Consider the following 18,004-nt stretch of genomic DNA (forward strand, 5'->3'; position numbering starts at 1 on the left):
TCCTCGCGTCGCCCCGGCGGAGGCCGGGGCCGCTGGGTTTAGAAACGACAACATAGCGGCCCCGGCCTCCGCCGGGGCGACGGAGGAAAGAATGGCACGTTTTACCGGCAAATCGATCATCGTCACCGGCGCTGGATCGGGCATCGGCCGGGCCTCCGCGACCCTGTTCGCGGCGGAAGGCGGCAGCGTCATCGCGGCCGACAAGAGCGAGGCAGTGCACGACACGGTCGAGGCGATCCTAAAAGCAGGTGGCACGGCCAAGGCGATCCAGATGGATGCGGGCGATGAGGGCGATGTGGAACGCACGGTGGCGCTCGCCGTGGCCGAACATGGCGGCCTCGACATCATCTACGCCAATGCCGGGATATCGGGCGGGATCACCGGCATCCTCGACACGCCAGTCGAGCTTTGGACCGAAGTATTGCGGGTGAACCTGATCGGGCCGTTCCTGGCGATCAAGCATGGCGCGCCGGAAATCATCAAGCGCGGCAAAGGCGCGATCGTCTGCACCGCGTCGGTTGCCGGCATCCGCTCGGGCGCGGGCGGACCAGCCTATTCGGCGTCCAAGGCGGGCGTCATCAATCTCGTCGCCACTGCCGCGCAGCAGCTGACCGGCACCAATGTCCGCGTCAACGCGATCTGTCCGGGGCTGATCGAGACCGGCATGACGGCGCGCGTGTTCGAATATGCCCGCGCCAACGACAAGATGGACAAGGTCGGCCGCCTCAATCCGCTCAAACGCGCCGGCGTTCCGGAAGAAATTGCGCGGGTCGCCTTGTTCCTAGCGAGCGACGATGCGAGCTACGTCAACGGCCAGGCCTGGGCAGTCGACGGCGGCCTGTCGTCGAGCCACCCGGTCACGCGGCAGGAGTTCGGCAAGCCTGCCGTTTGAGGAGTAGAAGAGATGCTGTTGATTATGGGCACGGTGCGGTTGCCGGCAGGCGGGCTCGATCGCGCGCGGGCGGCGATGGAGGCAATGGTGACCGCGAGCCGTGCCGAGGACGGCTGCTTCACTTATGCCTATGGCCAGGATGTACTCGATCCAACGCTGATCCATGTCGTCGAACGCTGGCGCGATCGTGACGCGCTCAAGGCGCATGGCGCATCGGCGCACATGGCCGAATGGCGCGTACAGGGCGCCGAGCTCGGGCTGCACGACCGTGACCTGAAACTCTATAACGCCGACGAGGGCACGCCGCTCTGACGGTTTGACAGACTCGCCGCAACGCCGCACCCTGCGATGACAAGCAGGGGGAGGGTTGAGATGCGCAAGTTTCTCACGGGCTTGGCAGTGGTCGTCACGTTTGCCGGCGCGACACCTGCCGTTGCTCAGGACAACGGCGCCAGTGACGGCACCGCGGAAATCATCGTCACCGGCTCGCTGATCCGCAAGCGCAACAATAATGACGACCAGCCCAGGCCCGTAATCCCGCCCGCCGCGGTGCAGATGCTGCGCCGCACGGCCGACTTCGCCATTCAACAGGTCGTGATTGCGAGCGACACTGTCGGTGACGATGAGGCCAAGAAGGAAGTGCTGGCTATGGTCCGCAAGGCGGTCGATTCCGCCGGCGCCTCGGGCGTGCTCGTCGCGAGCGGCGACATCGTGGTCGAACCGCTGACCGTCGGCAATTATACCGATCTCAAGGTCCTCGATGGCGACGAGGACGACAATGATCCGGACGACACTATCGACGGGCAATTCGTCAAGTTCCTGGTCAAGGTACCGCTCGCGCCCGGCGTCGATGCCAAGACGGCGTTGGCCAAGATCGATCAGTTCATCAAGAAAGTGCCGCAAGTCGGTCGCGCTGAAATGAAACCATATGGCGACCTGACGCTGAGCGTGGTCAATCCCGAGCAATATCGCGGCGCGATCATCGACTTGGTCGCCAAGGACACGGGGGGGACCAGCGCGAAATTCGGAGCCGGCTATGGCGTCGAAGTCACGGGACTCGACAAACCGGTGCAATGGAAACGCGCGGGCCTGACCGAGGTGCAGCTATTCCTGCCCGCGAACAGCACCATTCGGCCGCGCAACTGAACGCAAGGAGGAATGCAATGCGGATCATCGCCGGCAGTCTGACCATCCTTGCCGCGGTCGCGAGCGTCACGCCGCTATTCGCGCAGGAAGTCATCGTCACCGCGCAACGCCGATCGCCGAGCGATTATAATGGCGGCTATGCCAATGGCATCGTCGCCACCCAGCGGTCGATCATCAACCTCAAACGCAAAGCCGATTATGTCGTGCAGAGCGTGCGACTGACCGGCGACACCCGAGATGCGACGGTGCGGATGAACGACATCAACGCGACGTTGCGCACGATGATCGCCGGGGCGCCCAAGGCCGGCGTGGAATTGGCGACGGGCGACTATATCGTGGAACCGCTCACGACGACCAATTATCGGAACCTCACTTATGGCGGCGATGGCCGGCCCGACACCTCAACCACGACCTTCCTCGTCAAGGTGAAGCTCACGCCCGACATGGATATCGCCGCGGCCAAGACGCAAATCGGCCGCTTTGTCGATGCCGTAGCCAAGGCCGGGCGGTCGACATTGACCGTGATGGGCGAGCCGACTTTGTCGGTCGTCAATCCGGACCAATATCGTGGGCAGATCGCCGATCTGATCGCCGCCGACGCCGCGACGATGAAAGTGAAGTTCGGGCCCGATTACGGCGTCAACGTCAGTGGACTCGATCGGCCGGTCGAATGGGCGCGGGCGGGGCCGGTCGACGTGGTCCTGTACCTTCCCTCTACTTATACCGTCACAAGGAAGTAGGGCTCAGCTCCTAGGCTCGCGCTTGCGGATCAGGCCTTCCTGCGCGACGCTCGCCACCAGGCGGCCGTCGCGAGTGAAGATGCTGCCGCGGTTCATGCCGCGGCCGTGCCCGGCCCATGGGCTGTCCATCGCGTAGAGCATCCATTCGTCGGCGCGGAATGCCTCATGGAACCACATGGCGTGGTCGAGGCTCGCGGTCTGCATGCCGGGCGTCATCCAATTGACGCCGTGCGGCATCATGCTCGTCGCCATCAGCCCCATGTCGCTGGCATAGGCCAGGATTGCGCGGTGCATCGCCGTATCGTCGCCGAGCGGGGCAACGGCACGGATCCAGCTATAGTTGATCGGTTCGCGCGCGGCGGGCGAGAACCAGTTGCGCGGGTAGAGCGGGCGAACGTCGATCGGGCTCGCCCAGCGGAGGAAACGCGTGCGATGTTCTTCGGGCATGTGCTGCGCCGCCTCGACGCGTAGCTCGCTTTCGGATTTGAGGTCTTCGGGCGGCGGAATGTCGACGGGGAACGCATCCTGATGATGCAGCCCGCCTTCGGGCACCTGGAACGATGCGGCCATATTGAGGATCGGCTGGCCGTTCTGCGTCGCGATCACGCGCCTGGTGGCGAAACTCTTGCCGTCGAAATCGCGCACGACGCGATAGATGATCGGCAGCGCATCGTCCCCGGCGCGCATGAAATAAGCGTGCAGCGAGTGCGCGTCCTTGCCTTCCGCCGATCGTTGCGCCGCTTGCAGCGCCTGGCCGATCACCTGACCGCCGAACACGCGGCCCTGGCCACCGGGGACCTTCATGCCGCGATAGAGATCGGCATCGAGTTCCTCGACGTCGAGCAACGCGACGAGCCCCTCGATCAGCTGTTCGGGGGTGCGCTGGGGGCGCGGATTGGGGTCTTCTTCGGCCATCAATAACCGGCGTTACGCGCGATTTTGTCGGCATGGAAGTTGGCGTCGCCGAACATCTCGGCCAGCACGCGCTGGCGCTTCATGTAGAAGCCGATGTCATATTCGTCGGTCATGCCGATGCCGCCATGCATCTGCACGGCTTCCTGCACCGCGAGCATCGAGGCGAGCCCGGTCTGTGCCTTGGCGACCGAGACGGCTTCGTCTGCGCGATCTGCCCCGCTGTCGAGCATCTGCTGCGCGCGGAGCGTGGCGGCGCGGGCCACTTCCATTTCCGAATAGAGGTGCGCGGCGCGGTGTTGGAGCGCCTGGAACGTGCCGATCACGACGCCGAACTGCTTGCGCTGCTTGAGATAATCGACCGTCATGTCCGTCGCCCCCGCGCCGACGCCGAGCATCTCGGCCGAGGCGCCGGTGCGCCCGGCGCGAAGCAGGCGATTGAGCGGATCGCGGCCGGCATCGACCTCGCCGATCACCGCATCAGCGGTGACCTCGACATTGTCGAAGTCGAGCCGCGCGGCGATGCTCGAATCCGCGAGCCGCTCGGGCGTCGCGGTCAGGCCGGCAGCGCCCTTGTCGATCGCGAACAACGTTACGCCGTTCTCATCCGCATCCGACCCGGATGTGCGCGCGGCAACGATGATCAGGTCGGCGACATGGCCATGAGTGACGAACTGCTTCTTGCCCGACAGGCGGAAGCCGTTGCCCGACCGTTCGGCCTTCATCCCGACGCTGTCGCGAAACTTGGCCTGCTCGTCGATCGCCAGCGCGGCGACGGTCTCGCCGGCCAGAATGCCGGGGTAGAATTTGCCGGCGAGTGCGCTGCCCCTGAGCGCTTCGATCGCGGCGACGGCAGTGGCGAGAAACGGGGAGGGCGACAGGTTGCGACCGATCTCCTCGAGCACGACGCCAGCCTCGACATGGCCGAGCCCGAGCCCGCCTTGATCCTCGCCGATCAGGATGCCGGTGAAGCCCATCTCGGCGAACGACTTCCACAAGTCGCGGCTGAAGCCGTCGGCATTGTTGGTATCGCGGAGCTCGCGGAGGTGTTTGACCGGGGCATGTTCGCGCACGAAGTCCTTCGCGGTATCCGCGAGCATGGATTGTTCGTCGTTGAGGTAGAGGGGCATTCTTTACTCCTGATCCCTCTCCCGCTTGCGGGAGAGGAGCGAGACTTGGTGAGCGAAGCGAGCCTAGTCGCAGCGGTGAGGGTCTTCTTTCTTCTTCGGGCCTGCTCTGAACCAAGAAGAAAGAAGACCCTCACCCAACCCTCTCGCGCGAGCGGGAGAGGGCTAAGACGATTATCTGTCGGGCAATTCCAAAATCCGCTTCGAGATGATGTTGAGCTGCACCTCGCTGGTGCCGCCCTCGATCGAATTGGCCTTGGTCCGCAGCCAGGCGCGTGGTGCCGCGCCGGTGTTCGACTCCTGGCTTTCCCATTCGAGCGCGTCGGAGCCGCCCGCCGCCATCATCAGTTCGTGGCGCGACTTGTTGAGCTCGGTGCCGTAATATTTCATCATCGACGGCTGGGCAGGGTGCGCCTTGCCGGCTTTCAATTCGTCGATGAACTTCTCCGACATGGCGGTGAACGCCTTGGCGCGCACCTCGAACAACGCCATCTGCGCGCGCAACACCGGGTCGGCGAGGGTGCCGTCGTCGGTCAGGCCGACAGTCCGCTTGGCGCCATCGACCAGCGGGTTGCCGCCGCTCGATCCTAGCCCCATGCCGCTGATCATCTCGCGTTCGTGACCGAGTAGGTATTTGGCGACGTCCCAACCCTTATTCACTTCGTGAACAAGGTTTTCCTTGGGGACCTTCACATTGTCGAAGAAGGTTTCGCAGAACGGCGAATAGCCCGAGATCAGCAGGATCGGCTTGGTCGACACGCCCGGCGTCGCCATGTCGAACAGCAGGAAACTGATGCCGCCTTGCTTGACCGTCTTGTCGGTGCGCACCAGGCAGAAGATCCAGTCGGCGTAATTGGCATAGCTGGTCCAGACCTTCTGTCCGTTGACCAGATAGTGATCGCCTTTGTCTTCCGCAGAGGCCTGCAAACTGGCCAGGTCGGATCCGGCGCCGGGCTCGGAATAGCCCTGGCACCAGCGGATCTCGCCGCGCGCGATCTTGGTCAGATGCTCGATTTTCTGCGCCTCGGTGCCGTATTTGAGCAGCGCCGGCCCAAGCATCGAGATACCGAAAGAATTGAGTGGGTTGCGGCATTTGAGCCGCGCCATTTCCTCGCGCAGGATCTTGGTTTCGGCCGGCGACAGCCCGCCGCCGCCATATTCCTTGGGCCAGTCGGGTACGGTCCAGCCCCTCGCGCCCATTGCGCCCATCCATTGCTTCTGCGCCGGCGTCATCTTCGACTGGTCGCGTCCGCCCCAAACGACATCGGCATCGGACCGCACCGGCTCACGCATCTCGGCCGGGCAATTGGCTTCGAGCCAGGCGCGGGTTTCGGCGCGGAAAGTTTCGAGGTCTTCGGTCATTGCATGGCTCCATGCGCCAGCCGGGCAACGGCGATGGCTTTGTGGTCGAGATAGGTGTCGGCGATCGCCTGCACGCCGATCGGCATGCCATCAGGGTCGACGCCGATCGGGAAGCTGGTCGCGGGCAGCATCGGAAAAGTCGCGAGCCCCGGAAAGGCGAATTGCAGGCCGAATGGCGTGGGCTCGCCGTCGATGTCGAGCACACGCTTGGGTAAGGGCGTCGGATCGTGTGGGAAAGCAGTGACGCCCAAGGTCGGCGCGATCACCGCGTCGTAGCTCGCGAACAGGCGGTTCCAGGCGCGTGCGTTACGCGCCTGTTCGTCGCGCAGGTCGAACCATTGGACCAAGGTGGTCGCCGCCGATCCATCCTGCGGCACGCCGCGTGCGATCGTGATGTTGAGCATCTTCATATAGGCGCGCTGCTGCGCTTCGAGATCGGGAAGCAGGTCGCTCTTGCGATCGACCGACACGCCGAGATCGTGGAGCGCGTCGGCCAATCGATCGAGCGCGTCGGCGATCGGCGCGGCGACCCTTGCATGCGGATGCGAATTGAGCACCAGCACGCGATATTCGTTCGCCGGACGATTATCGGCCTGTTTGAGCGGATGGTCCGACAGGATGTCGAGCGCGAGCGCGAGGTCGTCGGGGTTGCGCGCCATCGGCCCTATCACCGACAATTCGCCGGGCGCGCCGTCGGTGCCTGGAAAGTAATGACCGTCCCGACTGAGCGCGCCGAAAGTTGGCTTGTGGCCCCAGACGCCGTTGAACGCGGCGGGCACCCGGATCGAGCCGCCGATATCGCTGCCCAGTTCGAGCGGCACCATGCCGGCGGCGAGCGCGGCGGCGGCTCCACCCGACGATCCACCCGCGACGCGGTCGTGATTGTGCGGGTTGCTGGTGCGACCGTAGATCGGATTGTCGGACTGGAGGTCGGCCAGCATCGGCGGGACGTTGGTCTTGCCCAGGATCACCGCGCCGGCCGACTTGAGCCGCTTCACGGCGAGCGCGTCATCCTGCGCGGTGAAGTCCCGCGCCGCTTCCATGCCCCAGCTGGTCTTGAGTCCGGCGATATCGAAGCTTTCCTTGACCGTCATCGGCACGCCGAGCAGGGGTGCGCGTTCGCCGGCGGCGAGACGTTGATCCATCTCATGCGCCTGATGCCTGGCGCGGTCGAAATCGCGGACGACGACGGCATTGATCGGCCCGTCGCGCGCTTCGATCCGTGCTATCGCGGCTTCGCATTCGAGCAACGCACTGGTCTCGCCGGAGCGGATCGCCTTGGCGGTTTCGATCGCCGATTTTTCGGTCACGCGGTCCAGAACGTCCGTCATAGTCGACCTCATCTCATTGCCCCGGCCGAGGCCGGGGCCGCTGGAAACTTGGCCCGGTCGGTGCGCCAAACGGGCCGGCCCCGGCCTTCGCCGGGGCGACGCAACTTCATGCTCAGAACTTCTCGCCAGCCTCGGCCTTGGCCCTCAGCAGCGGCGATACCTCGACGCCGTTCTTCTCCAGTCCGGCGACGACCTTATCCAAGCCAACGGTATTGCCCCAGAACATCGGACCGCCGCGATAGACCGGCCAGCCATAGCCGTAGATCCACACCACATCGATATCGGACGCGCGCTGCGCCATGCCTTCGTCGAGGATCTTCGCGCCCTCATTGACCATCGGATAGATGGTCGCGGCGATGATATCCTCGTCAGTGAAATCGTGCCGGGCCTGGTTCGACCGGTTGCGGAAATCCTCGATGATCTCGGCGACTTCGGGCGAGGGGGTGGGGTTGCGGTTCTCGTCGTAATCGTACCAGCCCTTGCCGGTCTTCTGCCCCCAGCGACCGCGCGCGCAGAGCACGTCGCGGATCGTATCCTGCTTGGTCGGATCGCGATGCCAGCCGATATCGACGCCGGCCAGGTCGCCCATCTGGAACACGCCCATCGGGAAACCGAAATCGACCAGCGCCTTGTCGATCTGTTCGGGCCGCGCGCCTTGCATCAGCATGGCGTTGGCGGGCGCGTTGCGTGCCGACAGCATGCGGTTGCCGATGAAGCCTGGGCACACGCCGGAGACGACCGCGACCTTGCCGATCGGCTTGGCCAGCGCCATTACCGTCGCCAGCACGTCCGGCGCGGTCTTGGCGCCGCGCACCACTTCGAGCAGCTTCATGACATTGGCCGGCGAGAAGAAGTGCATGCCCAACACGTCCTGCGGACGGCCGGTCGCAGAGGCGATCTCGTCGACATTAAGGTAGGACGTGTTCGACGCCAGGATCGCGCCGGGTTTGACGATTTTGTCGAGCTTGCCGAACAGCTCCTTCTTGACCTCCATATTCTCATAGATCGCCTCGATGACGAGGTCGCACTCCTTGAGGTCGTCGAGGCTCAATGTCGGGGTCAGAATCCCCATCATCGCCTCGACCCTTTCGGTCGTGAAGCGGCCGCGCTTGGCTGAATTCTCGTAATTCTTGCGGATCACGCCGACGCCGCGGTCGAGCGCTTCCTGCGCCGTCTCGACGATCGTCACCGGGATGCCGGCGGTCAGGAAATTCATGCTGATCCCGCCGCCCATCGTGCCGGCGCCGACCACGCCGACCTTCTTGATCGGGCGCAGCTGAACGTCGGCGGGGATGCCGTCGACCTTGGCGGCCTGGCGTTCGGCGAAGAACATATAGCGCTGGGCAGCGGATTGCGTGCCCATCATCAGCTTCATGAATTCCTGGCGCTCGACCGCAATGCCCTCGGCAAAGGTGCCGTGCGTCGAGGCCTCGACGCAGCGGATATTGGCGGCGGGCGCATCGAAGCCGCGGAATTTGCGGCCATTGGCCTTCTTGAACGCCTCGACCGCTTCGGGATCGGCGGTCGCGGTCTTTTCCGACGCGCGGGGCAGGGGGCGCTTACTGGCGACCTCGTTGGCGAAGGCGATCGCATCCGCCGCCAGGCTGTCCTCGCCCGCCAGGCGATCGATCAGTCCGGCCTCCTGCGCCTTCTTGGCGGAGATCGGATCGCCGAGCGCGGTCATTTCGAGCGCGAGCTTGACCCCTGCGATGCGCGGAATGCGCTGTGTCCCGCCGGCCCCCGGTAACAGGCCGAGCTTGACCTCGGGGGTTCCGATCTTCGCCGAGGGCACCGCGATGCGATAGTGGCAGCCCAGCGTGACCTCGCAGCCGCCGCCGAGCGCGGTGCCGTGGATCGCGGCGATCACCGGCTTGTCGAGCGCTTCGATCATGTCGATCACCGTGCCGAGGCCCGGCCCCTTCATCGGCTTGCCGAACTCGGTGATGTCGGCACCGGCGAAGAAGGTGCGGCCGTTGCAACGGATCACCACCGCCTTGATCGTCGCATCGGCCTCAGCCTGCTTGATCCCCGCTTCGAGCCCCTCGCGCACCGCCGCACCCAGCGCGTTGACCGGCGGGTTGTTCGAGATGATCACGAGGACGTCGCCATGGCGTTCGGTGCGGATCGGCGAGGCGGGCGTATCGGACATTCTTCTCTCCTGAAATCGTCGCCCCGGCGGAGGCCGGGGCCGCTATGTTCTGGCCCGTGCCGGCGATGCGGCCGGCGGCCCCGGCCTCCGCCGGGGCGACGGATTAGGTCAGCGACGAATAGATCAGCGTCTTGAGTTCGCGGCGGATCGGATACAGGCCGGACGGGCTGAGCTGGGTCATGAATACCATGTGCAGCCGCTCGACCGGATCGATGAAGAACGCGGTCGAGAACATCCCGCCCCAATAATATTCGCCCGCCGACCCCGGGATCATCGTCTTGGCGACGTCCTCGGTGACGGCAAAGCCGAGGCCGAAGCCGGTGCCGGCATTCTGCGTCTCGCTGAACAGCGAGCGCGACAGCGTCGATAGGTCCGACTTGCCCGGCAGATGGTTCATCGTCATCAGGTCTAGCGTCTTGCGTCCGAGCAGGCGGACCCCGTCGAGATCGCCGCCATTGGCGCACATCTGGCAGAAGCGGTGATAGTCGAGTGCGGTCGAGACCAATCCGCCGCCACCCGAGAGCAATTTGGGCTGGCGCCGCCACACGCTTTCGCTCGCACGATCGTACATGACGCGACCTTTGTCCGCGACGAAGGTGTAGCAATCGGTCAGCCGGTCGACCTTGCCGTCGGGCACGACGAATCCGGTATCGTCCATCTTGAGCGGCTTGAAGATCTTCTCGGCGAAATATTGATCGAGCGGCATGCCCGACACGCGCTGGATCACTGCGCCGAGCACATCGGTCGACACCGAATAATTCCACGCGGTGCCGGGCGAGAATTCGAGCGGGAGTTTGCCCAAAGCCGCGACGAAACCATCGAGGTCGTTGCCGCCATGCCAATTGTCGATCTTGCCCTCGCGATAGGCGGCATCGACGTTGGTGCGGTTCTGGAAACCATAGGTCAGACCGGAGGTGTGGCGCAGCAAATCGAGCATCCGCATCGGCTCGGCCGTCGGCGTCACCGGCAGGAACGGGACGCCGCCACCGCCGCCATTATAGACGCCGATTCCCTTGAACTCGGGCAAGATGTGATGGACCGGCGTGTCGACCGCGACCTTGCCGTCTTCGACCAGCATCATGAACCCGACCGAAGTGATCGGCTTGGTCATGCTGGCGATGCGGAAGATCGAGCCCTCGTCGATCGCCTTGTCGGAGCCTTCGATCGCCGCGCCCTGGCTCGAGAAATGGACGATCTCACCGTCGCGGCTGATCAGTATCTGCGCGTTCGGCAATTTGCCCGAATCGAGGTACCGTTCCTTCAGGAATGCCGGAATGCGGTTGAGGCGGGCGGCGTCGAAGCCATGCTTTTCGGGCGCTTTCATCAGCATCGCTCTTCCATACCCCTATTTCAAATTCCGACTCTCTATTGCCTTGAGCGACGCTCGAATCAACTCTAACGTTGCGAAATCGCGCAGGCGGAGACCTGCAATGGCCGAAGCTGGAGAGCGGATCCTTGTCAATGAATGGCGCACCCGAACCCGTTATCGCCCTCGATCCGGCCTGGCCCAGGGTTTCGCTGAAGGACGCGACCGCCGCGCTGACCGCACCGGGCACCAAGTTCGAGATGGAGACGATCGAGATTCGCGGCGTGCCGACGCGCATATGGAAACACGCGCCGCACGATCTGGGCGTCCTGCTCGATCTGTCGCGCACGCATGGCGACCGGCTATTCACGATCCTCGAGGACGAACGCGTCAGTTACGAGGCAAATTACCGCGCGACGGCAGTGCTCGCCCGCGCCTTTCAGGATATGGGCGTCGGCAAAGGCGATCGCGTCGCCTTTGCGACTCGCAACCTGCCCGAATGGCCGGTGATCTTCTTCGCGATCACGACGCTCGGCGCTATCGCGGTGCCGCTCAATGCCTGGTGGACGGGTGCCGAGCTCGAATATGGCATCAATGATTCGGGCGCCAAATTGCTGTTGGTCGACGCTGAGCGCTACGAGCGGATCAGACCACATCTTTCAGCCCTGACCAACGTCGAGCATCTGATCGTTGCCCGCTCGCCAGCGCCGATCGCGGGGACCACCGCGCTCGAAAGCATTATCGGCGGAGCGAAAAGCTGGGCGGACCTGCCGGCAGACGATCGGCCGCGGGTCGAAATCGATAGCGATGACGACGCGACGATCTTCTACACCAGCGGCACCACCGGTAACCCCAAGGGGGCATTGGGGACGCACCGCAACCTTGTCACCAACATCATGTCGGGCGGCTTCTCGGCCGCGCGCAGCTTCGTTCGCCGTGGCGAGCCGATTCCCGACCCGATTCCGCGCACCAGCCTGACGGTGATCCCGATGTTCCACGTCACGGCCTGTTCGGCCGGGCTGATGGGGACGATGGCTAGCGGCAGCACCACCATCTTCATGCGCAAATGGGACACCGTGAAGGCGATGGAGATCATCGAGCGCGAAAAGGTCAACATGACCGGCGGCGTGCCGACCATCGCCTGGCAATTGCTCGAACATCCCGATCGCCACAAACATGATCTCTCCTCGATCGAAGCGATTGCTTATGGCGGCGCCCCGTCGGCGCCCGAACTGGTCAAGAAGATCTACGAGGAATTCGGCGCGCTCCCCGGCAATGGCTGGGGCATGACCGAGACCATGGCGACCGTCACCAGCCATTCGAGCGAGGATTATCTCAACCGCCCGACCAGCGCCGGTCCGCCGGTAGCGACCGCCGACCTCGAAATTCGTGCCGAGGATGGGGTCACGGTGTTGCCGACCGGGGAAGTGGGTGAGCTTTGGGCGCGCGGTCCGATGATCGTGAAGGGCTATTGGAACAAGCCCGAAGCGAGCGCCGAGACCTTTGTCGACGGTTGGGTGCGCACCGGCGACCTCGCGCGGCTCGACGAGGAGGGCTTCTTGTTCATCGTCGATCGCGCCAAGGACATGGTGATCCGCGGTGGCGAGAATATCTATTCGTCCGAGGTCGAGAACGCGCTCTACGAGCATCCCGCGGTGACTGACGCCGCGGTGATCGGTATCCCGCACCGGACGTTGGGCGAGGAGCCGGCGGCAGTGGTCCATCTCGCGCCGGGCACCACCGCGACCGAGGCGGAATTGCAGGCCTGGGTGCGTGAGCGACTGGCGGCGTTCAAGACGCCGGTGGCGATCCGCTTCGTCCACGAAACGCTGCCACGCAACGCCAATGGCAAGATCCTGAAGAAGGATTTGAAGGTGCTGTTCGAGGATCGCGCGAGCCAAGCGGCTTGAGTTGATACCGGCGTTGGTGTCGGCGTTTAGCCTGCCGGGGCGAAATCCATGTCGACGTTGAAATTGGTTTGCATCCCCGGGATCGGGCTCGGCGGCCGGGGCAATTGGCGCAGGTGAAGCCCCAATGCGTCACAGAAGAAGCTGTGGCCGATCGATTGCGCGCCGGCGCGGCGGTTTTCGATCGTCGTCCCGCCGGGCGAGTGTAATTCATTGTACAGGGTGAGCAGGTTGCCGCCGGGCTGCAGGACGGTCAGCAGCTTGCCGTCGAGCACCTTCCACGTGAATCGGGTGCCGCCCGTCTTGGTCTGGCGCAGCCAGAAATCGGCCGCCCTGTGCGTCTCGGTGATCACGCCTTCATAGGCCAGCGATCCGGTATGATCGGCATTGAGCGTCAGCCGCCGCCCGCCCGATATATATTCGGGCGGCGCGCCGCCCGGCATCGACGTCTGCTCGAAATAATGGTGCAGCGACTCCGATGTCTCCTCCCAAGTCCCGATCGGGCATGAACAGGTGGTGCCCGATGCCGGCTGCGCGCGGACATTGGTGTTGCCGTAGCCGTAGCTGTTGGTGCTGACGTAGAGCACGCGATAGCGCTGCTCGTTGCCGCAGGTCGATAAATTGGTCAGCGGTTGTACCCAGCCGCCACCCTGGTCCTTGCGCCAGGTGATCCGCGTGTCAGCGGGGCGTGGCGAATAGGTCAGATCGTATCTTTTGTTGGCGGCGAAGGCCCAGATTTCCTCGTTGAGCGAGTAGGGTGGGTAAGCGGGAGAGGCGATCCGCGTCGTCGCGTTGATCGATCGCGTGGTCGTGATCTGAGGGCTCGACGGTAGCGACAGCCTGTGGTCGGGCATCTTGATGTTGCCGTCGAAATAATCCTGTCCGAACCGCAGCCAGGTGTCGGCGGGAAGCGCCGATTCCATGTCGAGATCATAGCCGGGGATGAAATCGCGTACCGCTCGCGGCCCGTTCTTGTCGCCGAGCCATAGGAAATAGACCACCGCGGGATAATCCATCTCGTTCAGCGCGTGGCGCTGGATGTGCGCGTCGAACTGCGGAATGAAGCCAGCGCCGAAGTCCGGCTTGGCGAGGTAGCCGAAATATTCCGCCGATCCCTCGATCAGCCAGCCATCCTCGCGCGAAGTGGGCCAGGTCTTCCACTGGATGCAATGAAACACTTCGTGCGCCACGGTGAAGACCAGATCGTTCGAATCGTGCGCGCGCCCTGCCTTGAAATAGCCGACCGCGCACTCGTTGGCATAGGGCCGGCCGGCCGCGGCGATATAGGCGCCCTTGACCAGTTGCTGATCGCCCGATGTCGTCGGCGGCGACGCATAATTGCTGAACAGGACGGTGACGTCGTCGAGTTGCATGCCGCCGCCCATGCGGTCCATCGCGCCGCCGATCCGCCCGGCGGCGTCTCGCATGTCGGCGGCGGCCTGCGCCTCGTCGGGCATGGTCGTCGATCTCAGGCGGATCGCCCGCAAGGTTGCATGGCCGCCGCGCCAATTGATCTCGGCGGTGGCGATTACCACACAATCCTGCGGTCCCAGCCGGGGGTCGAAGCGCGCGAGATAGCCTTCGCTGCGGCACGAGCCCGGCAATTCGGCGCGCACGCGCTGCGGCCAGACAAGGAACGCGCCGGCGAACAGCGCGATGGCGACGAGCGCGGCACGGATCATCAGCGTTGTCCCGAGTGAGTGCGACGCGATGCATCCTGCCATTGCGCTCGGCTGGCCATATAGGACGAATACGACCGGGCAGGTGCTCAGCGCGCGGCTGGCGCCTTTGACGGGGCGGTCTCACGCGCGAAGGCCATCGCGACAACCCCGATCAGCGCCGCGCCGGCCATGTACCAGGCAGGCGCCAGTGGGTTGCTCGTGATCCCGGTCAGCCAGGCGACCATGAACTGGGTCGATCCGCCAAAGATCGAGATCGCCAGCGCATAGACGATCGCCAGCGCGCCCGAGCGGATGCGCGCGGGGAAGTCCTCGGTGATGTGGACCAGCACCGCGCTCAACGCGATGCCGATCGACAGCCGCAATATGCATCCCACCAGAAACAGGCTCGCTTTGCCGGGCGCAATGGTCAGCAACCAGAAAGCGGGCAGGGTGATCAGGCAGACGAACAGCATCGGCAAGATCATCGCCGGCCGCCGGCCGTAGCGATCGGCCAGCCAGCCGCCGATCGGCGCGCCGATCGTCCCGCCGATCCCCACCGCGATTGTCGCCCAGAAGGCCGTGCCGGACGGCAAGTGCAGTGTCGTCTTGGCGAAGGTCGTCAAATAATTGGTGACATAGGTCATGATCGTCCCCGACAGCAGCGCCACGAAGGCGATAATGGCGGTACGGCGATAGTCGCGAAACAGCGGCCCCCCCGTCGCGGAGGTATCGCCGGGTAGGGTCTCGGGCGATGTCCGCCGACGCATAAGCCCGATCGTGGCAACACCGACGCCGATCCCCACCACGATCGTCGCCCAGAAAGCAGTACTCGGCGGCAAGTGGAGCGTGGTTGTAGCGAAAGTGGTCAAATAATTAGTGATATAGGCCATGACCGCCCCGGACAGCAGCGCCACGAAAGCGATGATGGCGATGCGGCGATAGTCGCGAAGCCGCGGTGCCGGAGCGTCGCTGGGGAGGGTCTCGGGCAATGTCCGCCGGAGCATGAGCCCGATCGGGACAACGCCAACGCCGAGCGCCAGTGCGATCCGCCATCCCCAGTTCGCGAGCGTTGCATCGTCCATCACTTGCGCCAGCGCGAGTCCGATCAGTCCGGCGACCAGGACCGCTACATTCTGCCCGAACATCTGCATCGAGACGTACAGGCCGCGGCGATGCGGCGGTGCCGCTTCCGCCAGGAACGCAGTGCTTGGGCCGACCTCTCCGCCCAGCGCGAATCCCTGGACCAGGCGCCAGAACAGCACCAGCAGCGGCGCGGCGATGCCGATGGCGGCGTAGGAGGGCGTCAGCGCCACGCCCAGGCTGGCGACACCGATCAGCGCGAACGACAACAGCATCATCGGCCGGCGCCCGAGCCGATCACCAAGCACGCCGATCACCAGCCCGCCAAGCGGTCGCGTCAGGAACCCCGCGCCGAACGTAGCCAACGCCGCGAGCAAGCTCGACTGCGGGTCGGTGGCCGGGAAGAAGGTGTGGCCTATCTCGACCGCGAAGAAGGTGAAGATCAGGAAATCGTAGAATTCGAGTGCGTTGCCGAGCGTGACTCCCACGACTTGGGAAGCGGTGACCCGCGGCGGCGCCGTATTAGTGGTCATCGTGCTCCCCAGCTCGTCCGCTACATCAAGCGATGTCGGGTGCCGCGAGTCAATCGCGGTCCGTTGGGGTTCGATGCACGCAGGCTATAGGCGCCCGACGACGCTGTCCCGAACGGCTGACAATAGGGCTGGGCGCGAGTTGGAAGTCAATCCGAGGCCTCAAGCCGGCCCGTTCGACGCCGCGTGCGACGGTGCTCACCACAAGCGTGCGCGGGGGGGGGGCGCTCCAACGGAATCCGTCCGGAATGGTGGCTTCCTTGCTGGCTTGCCGGCGACCGAAGGCGTAACATTCTCCCATAAATACGGGGGGATGCCATGATGCGCTTCGCTGTTCGCCGCCCATTCCAATCGGCCGCCTTGATCGGCGCGATGCTGGTCTTCGCCGCTGCGTGCACGATGAAGACGTCGTCTACCAAGCCCGCGACGAATATGGCCAACGCCACTTGCCCGACGCCGCGGAATATCCCGTCGGGGTTCGACTATCCGCAAAAGGCCGCCACGGTCGAAGGCTGGGTGACGAGCGGCGACGTCGCCCGCACACGCCAGCACGGCTGGAACGTCTGGGCAGCGCTCAACACGATGGCCGGCGGCAAGCCGATCTGGCAAAGCTGGTGCACCGAAACCCAGGCATTCGCGCCCGACCCCGCGGTCACCGCCAAGCTCGCCAAGACCCAGCCGGCGGTCGCTACCGTCCCGATGCGCAAGTTCAAGCTCAACAACGGAGCGAGTACTGGGACCGACCCGATCAACTTCCCTGTCTCGCCGACCTATGCCGTGCCGCAGCCGGTGGTCGATCGCTACACGGGCACGCCGTGTCTGCAGGGAACGACGCCCGCCGACTACGCTCTGGCGAACGGCCCGACCCTGCAGAATAACGGCGACGTGATGGTGGCGGGGGTCATCTACAACCAGCCCGCTTTCGACTGGATCCGCAACAACAAGCTTTATCTGCAGTCGACGCTCAACGGGCTGATCCCGCCGGCCAACCAGACCAAGCAGATGGCGGCGATGCCCGATGGCTCGATCGTGCTCAAGCCGATGATGTGGCCGGTGGCGGCGGGCCAGTTCACCGCGCTGCCGATCTGGGACGATCCGGCGTCGGACGACGGTGTCTATGCCGGCTTCGAAATCCAGAAGAAATGGCCGAAAGCGGTGGCGGTGACCACGACGCCGGCGGCGCAAGTCATCCCGTCCTCGGTCAGTTTCCTCCACGGCGTGACGATGAACGGCAAGCCGCTCGGGCCCAACACCTATGCCAAGCCGCGCGTGGTCGGGGTCGACCGCTTCTACAATTACAAACCCGATCTCTCGACAATGGCGCAATGCGATCGCGCGATACTCGATGCCTCGGCTTATTATGCTTATGGCCGGATGTTCCAGCAGGGCGACTATCTGATCCTGGTGGCAATGCACATCATGACCAAGGAACAGCCGGCCTGGACGTTCCAATCGGTGTGGTGGAACGATTCGCCCGGCATCAATCCCCATGCTGCCGACCGGCCGAACCTGTCGTCGGTCGACGCGCCGGGGCCGTGGCGCAATTATCTGATGGCGGCGACCTATGGCATTCCCGCGAGTTCGGGCAGCAACCAATGGCCGGTGGCGTTCAATCCCTATATCGAACTCGCCGCCGACCATCCGATCAAGACCAATTGCATGAATTGCCATCACCGCGCGGCGTGGCCGGCGTCGAGCACCGAATATGAAGCGCCCGGCGGTCCGAGCGCGCTCGACATCTTCGCGCTCAACAATGCCGTGCTGAACGGCAAGATCGGCGTCGATGCTTTATGGTCGATCAGCGACCGCGCGCTGGCGCCCGACCAGCGGACGGAAGCAGTCGCAGCCCGCAAATAGACGG

14 protein-coding genes are annotated in these 18,004 nt (G+C 64.4%); 6 read left to right on the forward strand and 8 right to left on the reverse strand.

Annotated elements, in window-relative coordinates; all coding sequences use genetic code 11:
- The first annotated feature begins 91 nt into the window (after positions 1-91).
- From AC1DQQ_RS06730 to AC1DQQ_RS06745, 4 genes are read left to right on the forward strand one after another with little or no spacing between them, the layout of a single operon-like run.
- Positions 92-892 carry an SDR family NAD(P)-dependent oxidoreductase gene (locus tag AC1DQQ_RS06730; protein ID WP_478041772.1) on the forward strand — a complete coding sequence of 267 codons (801 nt, stop codon included), beginning with the start codon at positions 92-94 and terminating at the stop codon, positions 890-892.
- Positions 893-904: 12 nt separating this feature from the next.
- Positions 905-1,204, forward strand: a complete 300-nt coding sequence (locus AC1DQQ_RS06735; protein ID WP_478041771.1) for a putative quinol monooxygenase — start codon at positions 905-907, stop codon at positions 1,202-1,204.
- 60 nt (positions 1,205-1,264) lie between these two features.
- Positions 1,265-2,038: a hypothetical protein gene (locus AC1DQQ_RS06740; RefSeq protein ID WP_478041770.1), complete on the forward strand. Its 774-nt coding sequence runs from the start codon at positions 1,265-1,267 to the stop codon at positions 2,036-2,038.
- A gap of 17 nt (positions 2,039-2,055) precedes the next feature.
- On the forward strand, positions 2,056-2,778 hold the full coding sequence (locus AC1DQQ_RS06745; RefSeq protein WP_478029293.1) for a TonB-dependent receptor: 723 nt from the start codon (positions 2,056-2,058) through the stop codon (positions 2,776-2,778).
- A 3-nt stretch (positions 2,779-2,781) separates the two neighbouring features.
- On the opposite strand, the gene AC1DQQ_RS06750 is transcribed toward AC1DQQ_RS06745, so the two are convergent.
- The 6 genes from AC1DQQ_RS06750 to AC1DQQ_RS06775 form a co-directional block, all read right to left on the reverse strand.
- Positions 2,782-3,693: an acyl-CoA thioesterase gene (locus AC1DQQ_RS06750; RefSeq protein WP_478044662.1), complete on the reverse strand. Its 912-nt coding sequence runs from the start codon at positions 3,691-3,693 to the stop codon at positions 2,782-2,784.
- A complete protein-coding gene (locus AC1DQQ_RS06755) occupies positions 3,693-4,820 on the reverse strand; it encodes an acyl-CoA dehydrogenase family protein (RefSeq protein WP_478044664.1) in 1,128 nt (375 codons plus the stop codon). The genes AC1DQQ_RS06750 and AC1DQQ_RS06755 overlap by 1 nt, the downstream gene beginning before the upstream one ends.
- 171 nt (positions 4,821-4,991) lie before the next feature.
- On the reverse strand, positions 4,992-6,179 hold the full coding sequence (locus AC1DQQ_RS06760; protein ID WP_478044665.1) for an acyl-CoA dehydrogenase family protein: 1,188 nt from the start codon (positions 6,177-6,179) through the stop codon (positions 4,992-4,994).
- Positions 6,176-7,510 carry an amidase family protein gene (locus AC1DQQ_RS06765; protein WP_478044667.1) on the reverse strand — a complete coding sequence of 445 codons (1,335 nt, stop codon included), beginning with the start codon at positions 7,508-7,510 and terminating at the stop codon, positions 6,176-6,178. The genes AC1DQQ_RS06760 and AC1DQQ_RS06765 overlap by 4 nt, the downstream gene beginning before the upstream one ends.
- Positions 7,511-7,622: 112 nt before the next feature.
- Positions 7,623-9,659, reverse strand: coding sequence for a 3-hydroxyacyl-CoA dehydrogenase NAD-binding domain-containing protein (locus AC1DQQ_RS06770; protein WP_478044669.1), 2,037 nt, complete (start codon positions 9,657-9,659; stop codon positions 7,623-7,625).
- Positions 9,660-9,762: 103 nt separating this feature from the next.
- Positions 9,763-10,989: a serine hydrolase domain-containing protein gene (locus AC1DQQ_RS06775; protein WP_478044671.1), complete on the reverse strand. Its 1,227-nt coding sequence runs from the start codon at positions 10,987-10,989 to the stop codon at positions 9,763-9,765.
- A 131-nt stretch (positions 10,990-11,120) separates the two neighbouring features.
- On the opposite strand from AC1DQQ_RS06775, the gene AC1DQQ_RS06780 reads away from it, so the two are divergent.
- Positions 11,121-12,875: a class I adenylate-forming enzyme family protein gene (locus AC1DQQ_RS06780; RefSeq protein ID WP_478044672.1), complete on the forward strand. Its 1,755-nt coding sequence runs from the start codon at positions 11,121-11,123 to the stop codon at positions 12,873-12,875.
- Between the two features lie 26 nt (positions 12,876-12,901).
- On the opposite strand, the gene AC1DQQ_RS06785 is transcribed toward AC1DQQ_RS06780, so the two are convergent.
- Together AC1DQQ_RS06785 and AC1DQQ_RS06790 are read right to left on the reverse strand one after the other, a co-directional pair.
- On the reverse strand, positions 12,902-14,554 hold the full coding sequence (locus tag AC1DQQ_RS06785; RefSeq protein WP_478044674.1) for a hypothetical protein: 1,653 nt from the start codon (positions 14,552-14,554) through the stop codon (positions 12,902-12,904).
- Positions 14,555-14,640: 86 nt separating this feature from the next.
- Complete coding sequence (locus tag AC1DQQ_RS06790) at positions 14,641-16,146, reverse strand: MFS transporter (protein WP_478044676.1); 1,506 nt, start codon at positions 16,144-16,146, stop codon at positions 14,641-14,643.
- A 318-nt stretch (positions 16,147-16,464) separates the two neighbouring features.
- Here AC1DQQ_RS06790 and AC1DQQ_RS06795 point away from each other — a divergent pair, with 318 nt between their 5' ends.
- A complete protein-coding gene (locus AC1DQQ_RS06795; protein ID WP_478041761.1) occupies positions 16,465-18,000 on the forward strand; it encodes a hypothetical protein in 1,536 nt (511 codons plus the stop codon).
- The last annotated feature ends 4 nt before the right edge of the window (positions 18,001-18,004 follow it).

The organism is Sphingomonas sp. P4_G3, from assembly GCF_056401105.1.

Coding starts and splice junctions, on each gene's coding strand:
- AC1DQQ_RS06750 (WP_478044662.1), bottom strand. CDS start 3,693: ATGGCCGAAGAAGACCCCAATCCGCGCCCCCAGCGCACCCCCGAACAG.
- AC1DQQ_RS06765 (WP_478044667.1), bottom strand. CDS start 7,510: ATGACGGACGTTCTGGACCGCGTGACCGAAAAATCGGCGATCGAAACC.
- AC1DQQ_RS06745 (WP_478029293.1), top strand. CDS start 2,056: ATGCGGATCATCGCCGGCAGTCTGACCATCCTTGCCGCGGTCGCGAGC.
- AC1DQQ_RS06735 (WP_478041771.1), top strand. CDS start 905: ATGCTGTTGATTATGGGCACGGTGCGGTTGCCGGCAGGCGGGCTCGAT.
- AC1DQQ_RS06780 (WP_478044672.1), top strand. CDS start 11,121: ATGAATGGCGCACCCGAACCCGTTATCGCCCTCGATCCGGCCTGGCCC.
- AC1DQQ_RS06795 (WP_478041761.1), top strand. CDS start 16,465: ATGCGCTTCGCTGTTCGCCGCCCATTCCAATCGGCCGCCTTGATCGGC.
- AC1DQQ_RS06755 (WP_478044664.1), bottom strand. CDS start 4,820: ATGCCCCTCTACCTCAACGACGAACAATCCATGCTCGCGGATACCGCG.
- AC1DQQ_RS06775 (WP_478044671.1), bottom strand. CDS start 10,989: ATGCTGATGAAAGCGCCCGAAAAGCATGGCTTCGACGCCGCCCGCCTC.
- AC1DQQ_RS06730 (WP_478041772.1), top strand. CDS start 92: ATGGCACGTTTTACCGGCAAATCGATCATCGTCACCGGCGCTGGATCG.
- AC1DQQ_RS06790 (WP_478044676.1), bottom strand. CDS start 16,146: ATGACCACTAATACGGCGCCGCCGCGGGTCACCGCTTCCCAAGTCGTG.
- AC1DQQ_RS06740 (WP_478041770.1), top strand. CDS start 1,265: ATGCGCAAGTTTCTCACGGGCTTGGCAGTGGTCGTCACGTTTGCCGGC.
- AC1DQQ_RS06785 (WP_478044674.1), bottom strand. CDS start 14,554: ATGATCCGTGCCGCGCTCGTCGCCATCGCGCTGTTCGCCGGCGCGTTC.
- AC1DQQ_RS06760 (WP_478044665.1), bottom strand. CDS start 6,179: ATGACCGAAGACCTCGAAACTTTCCGCGCCGAAACCCGCGCCTGGCTC.
- AC1DQQ_RS06770 (WP_478044669.1), bottom strand. CDS start 9,659: ATGTCCGATACGCCCGCCTCGCCGATCCGCACCGAACGCCATGGCGAC.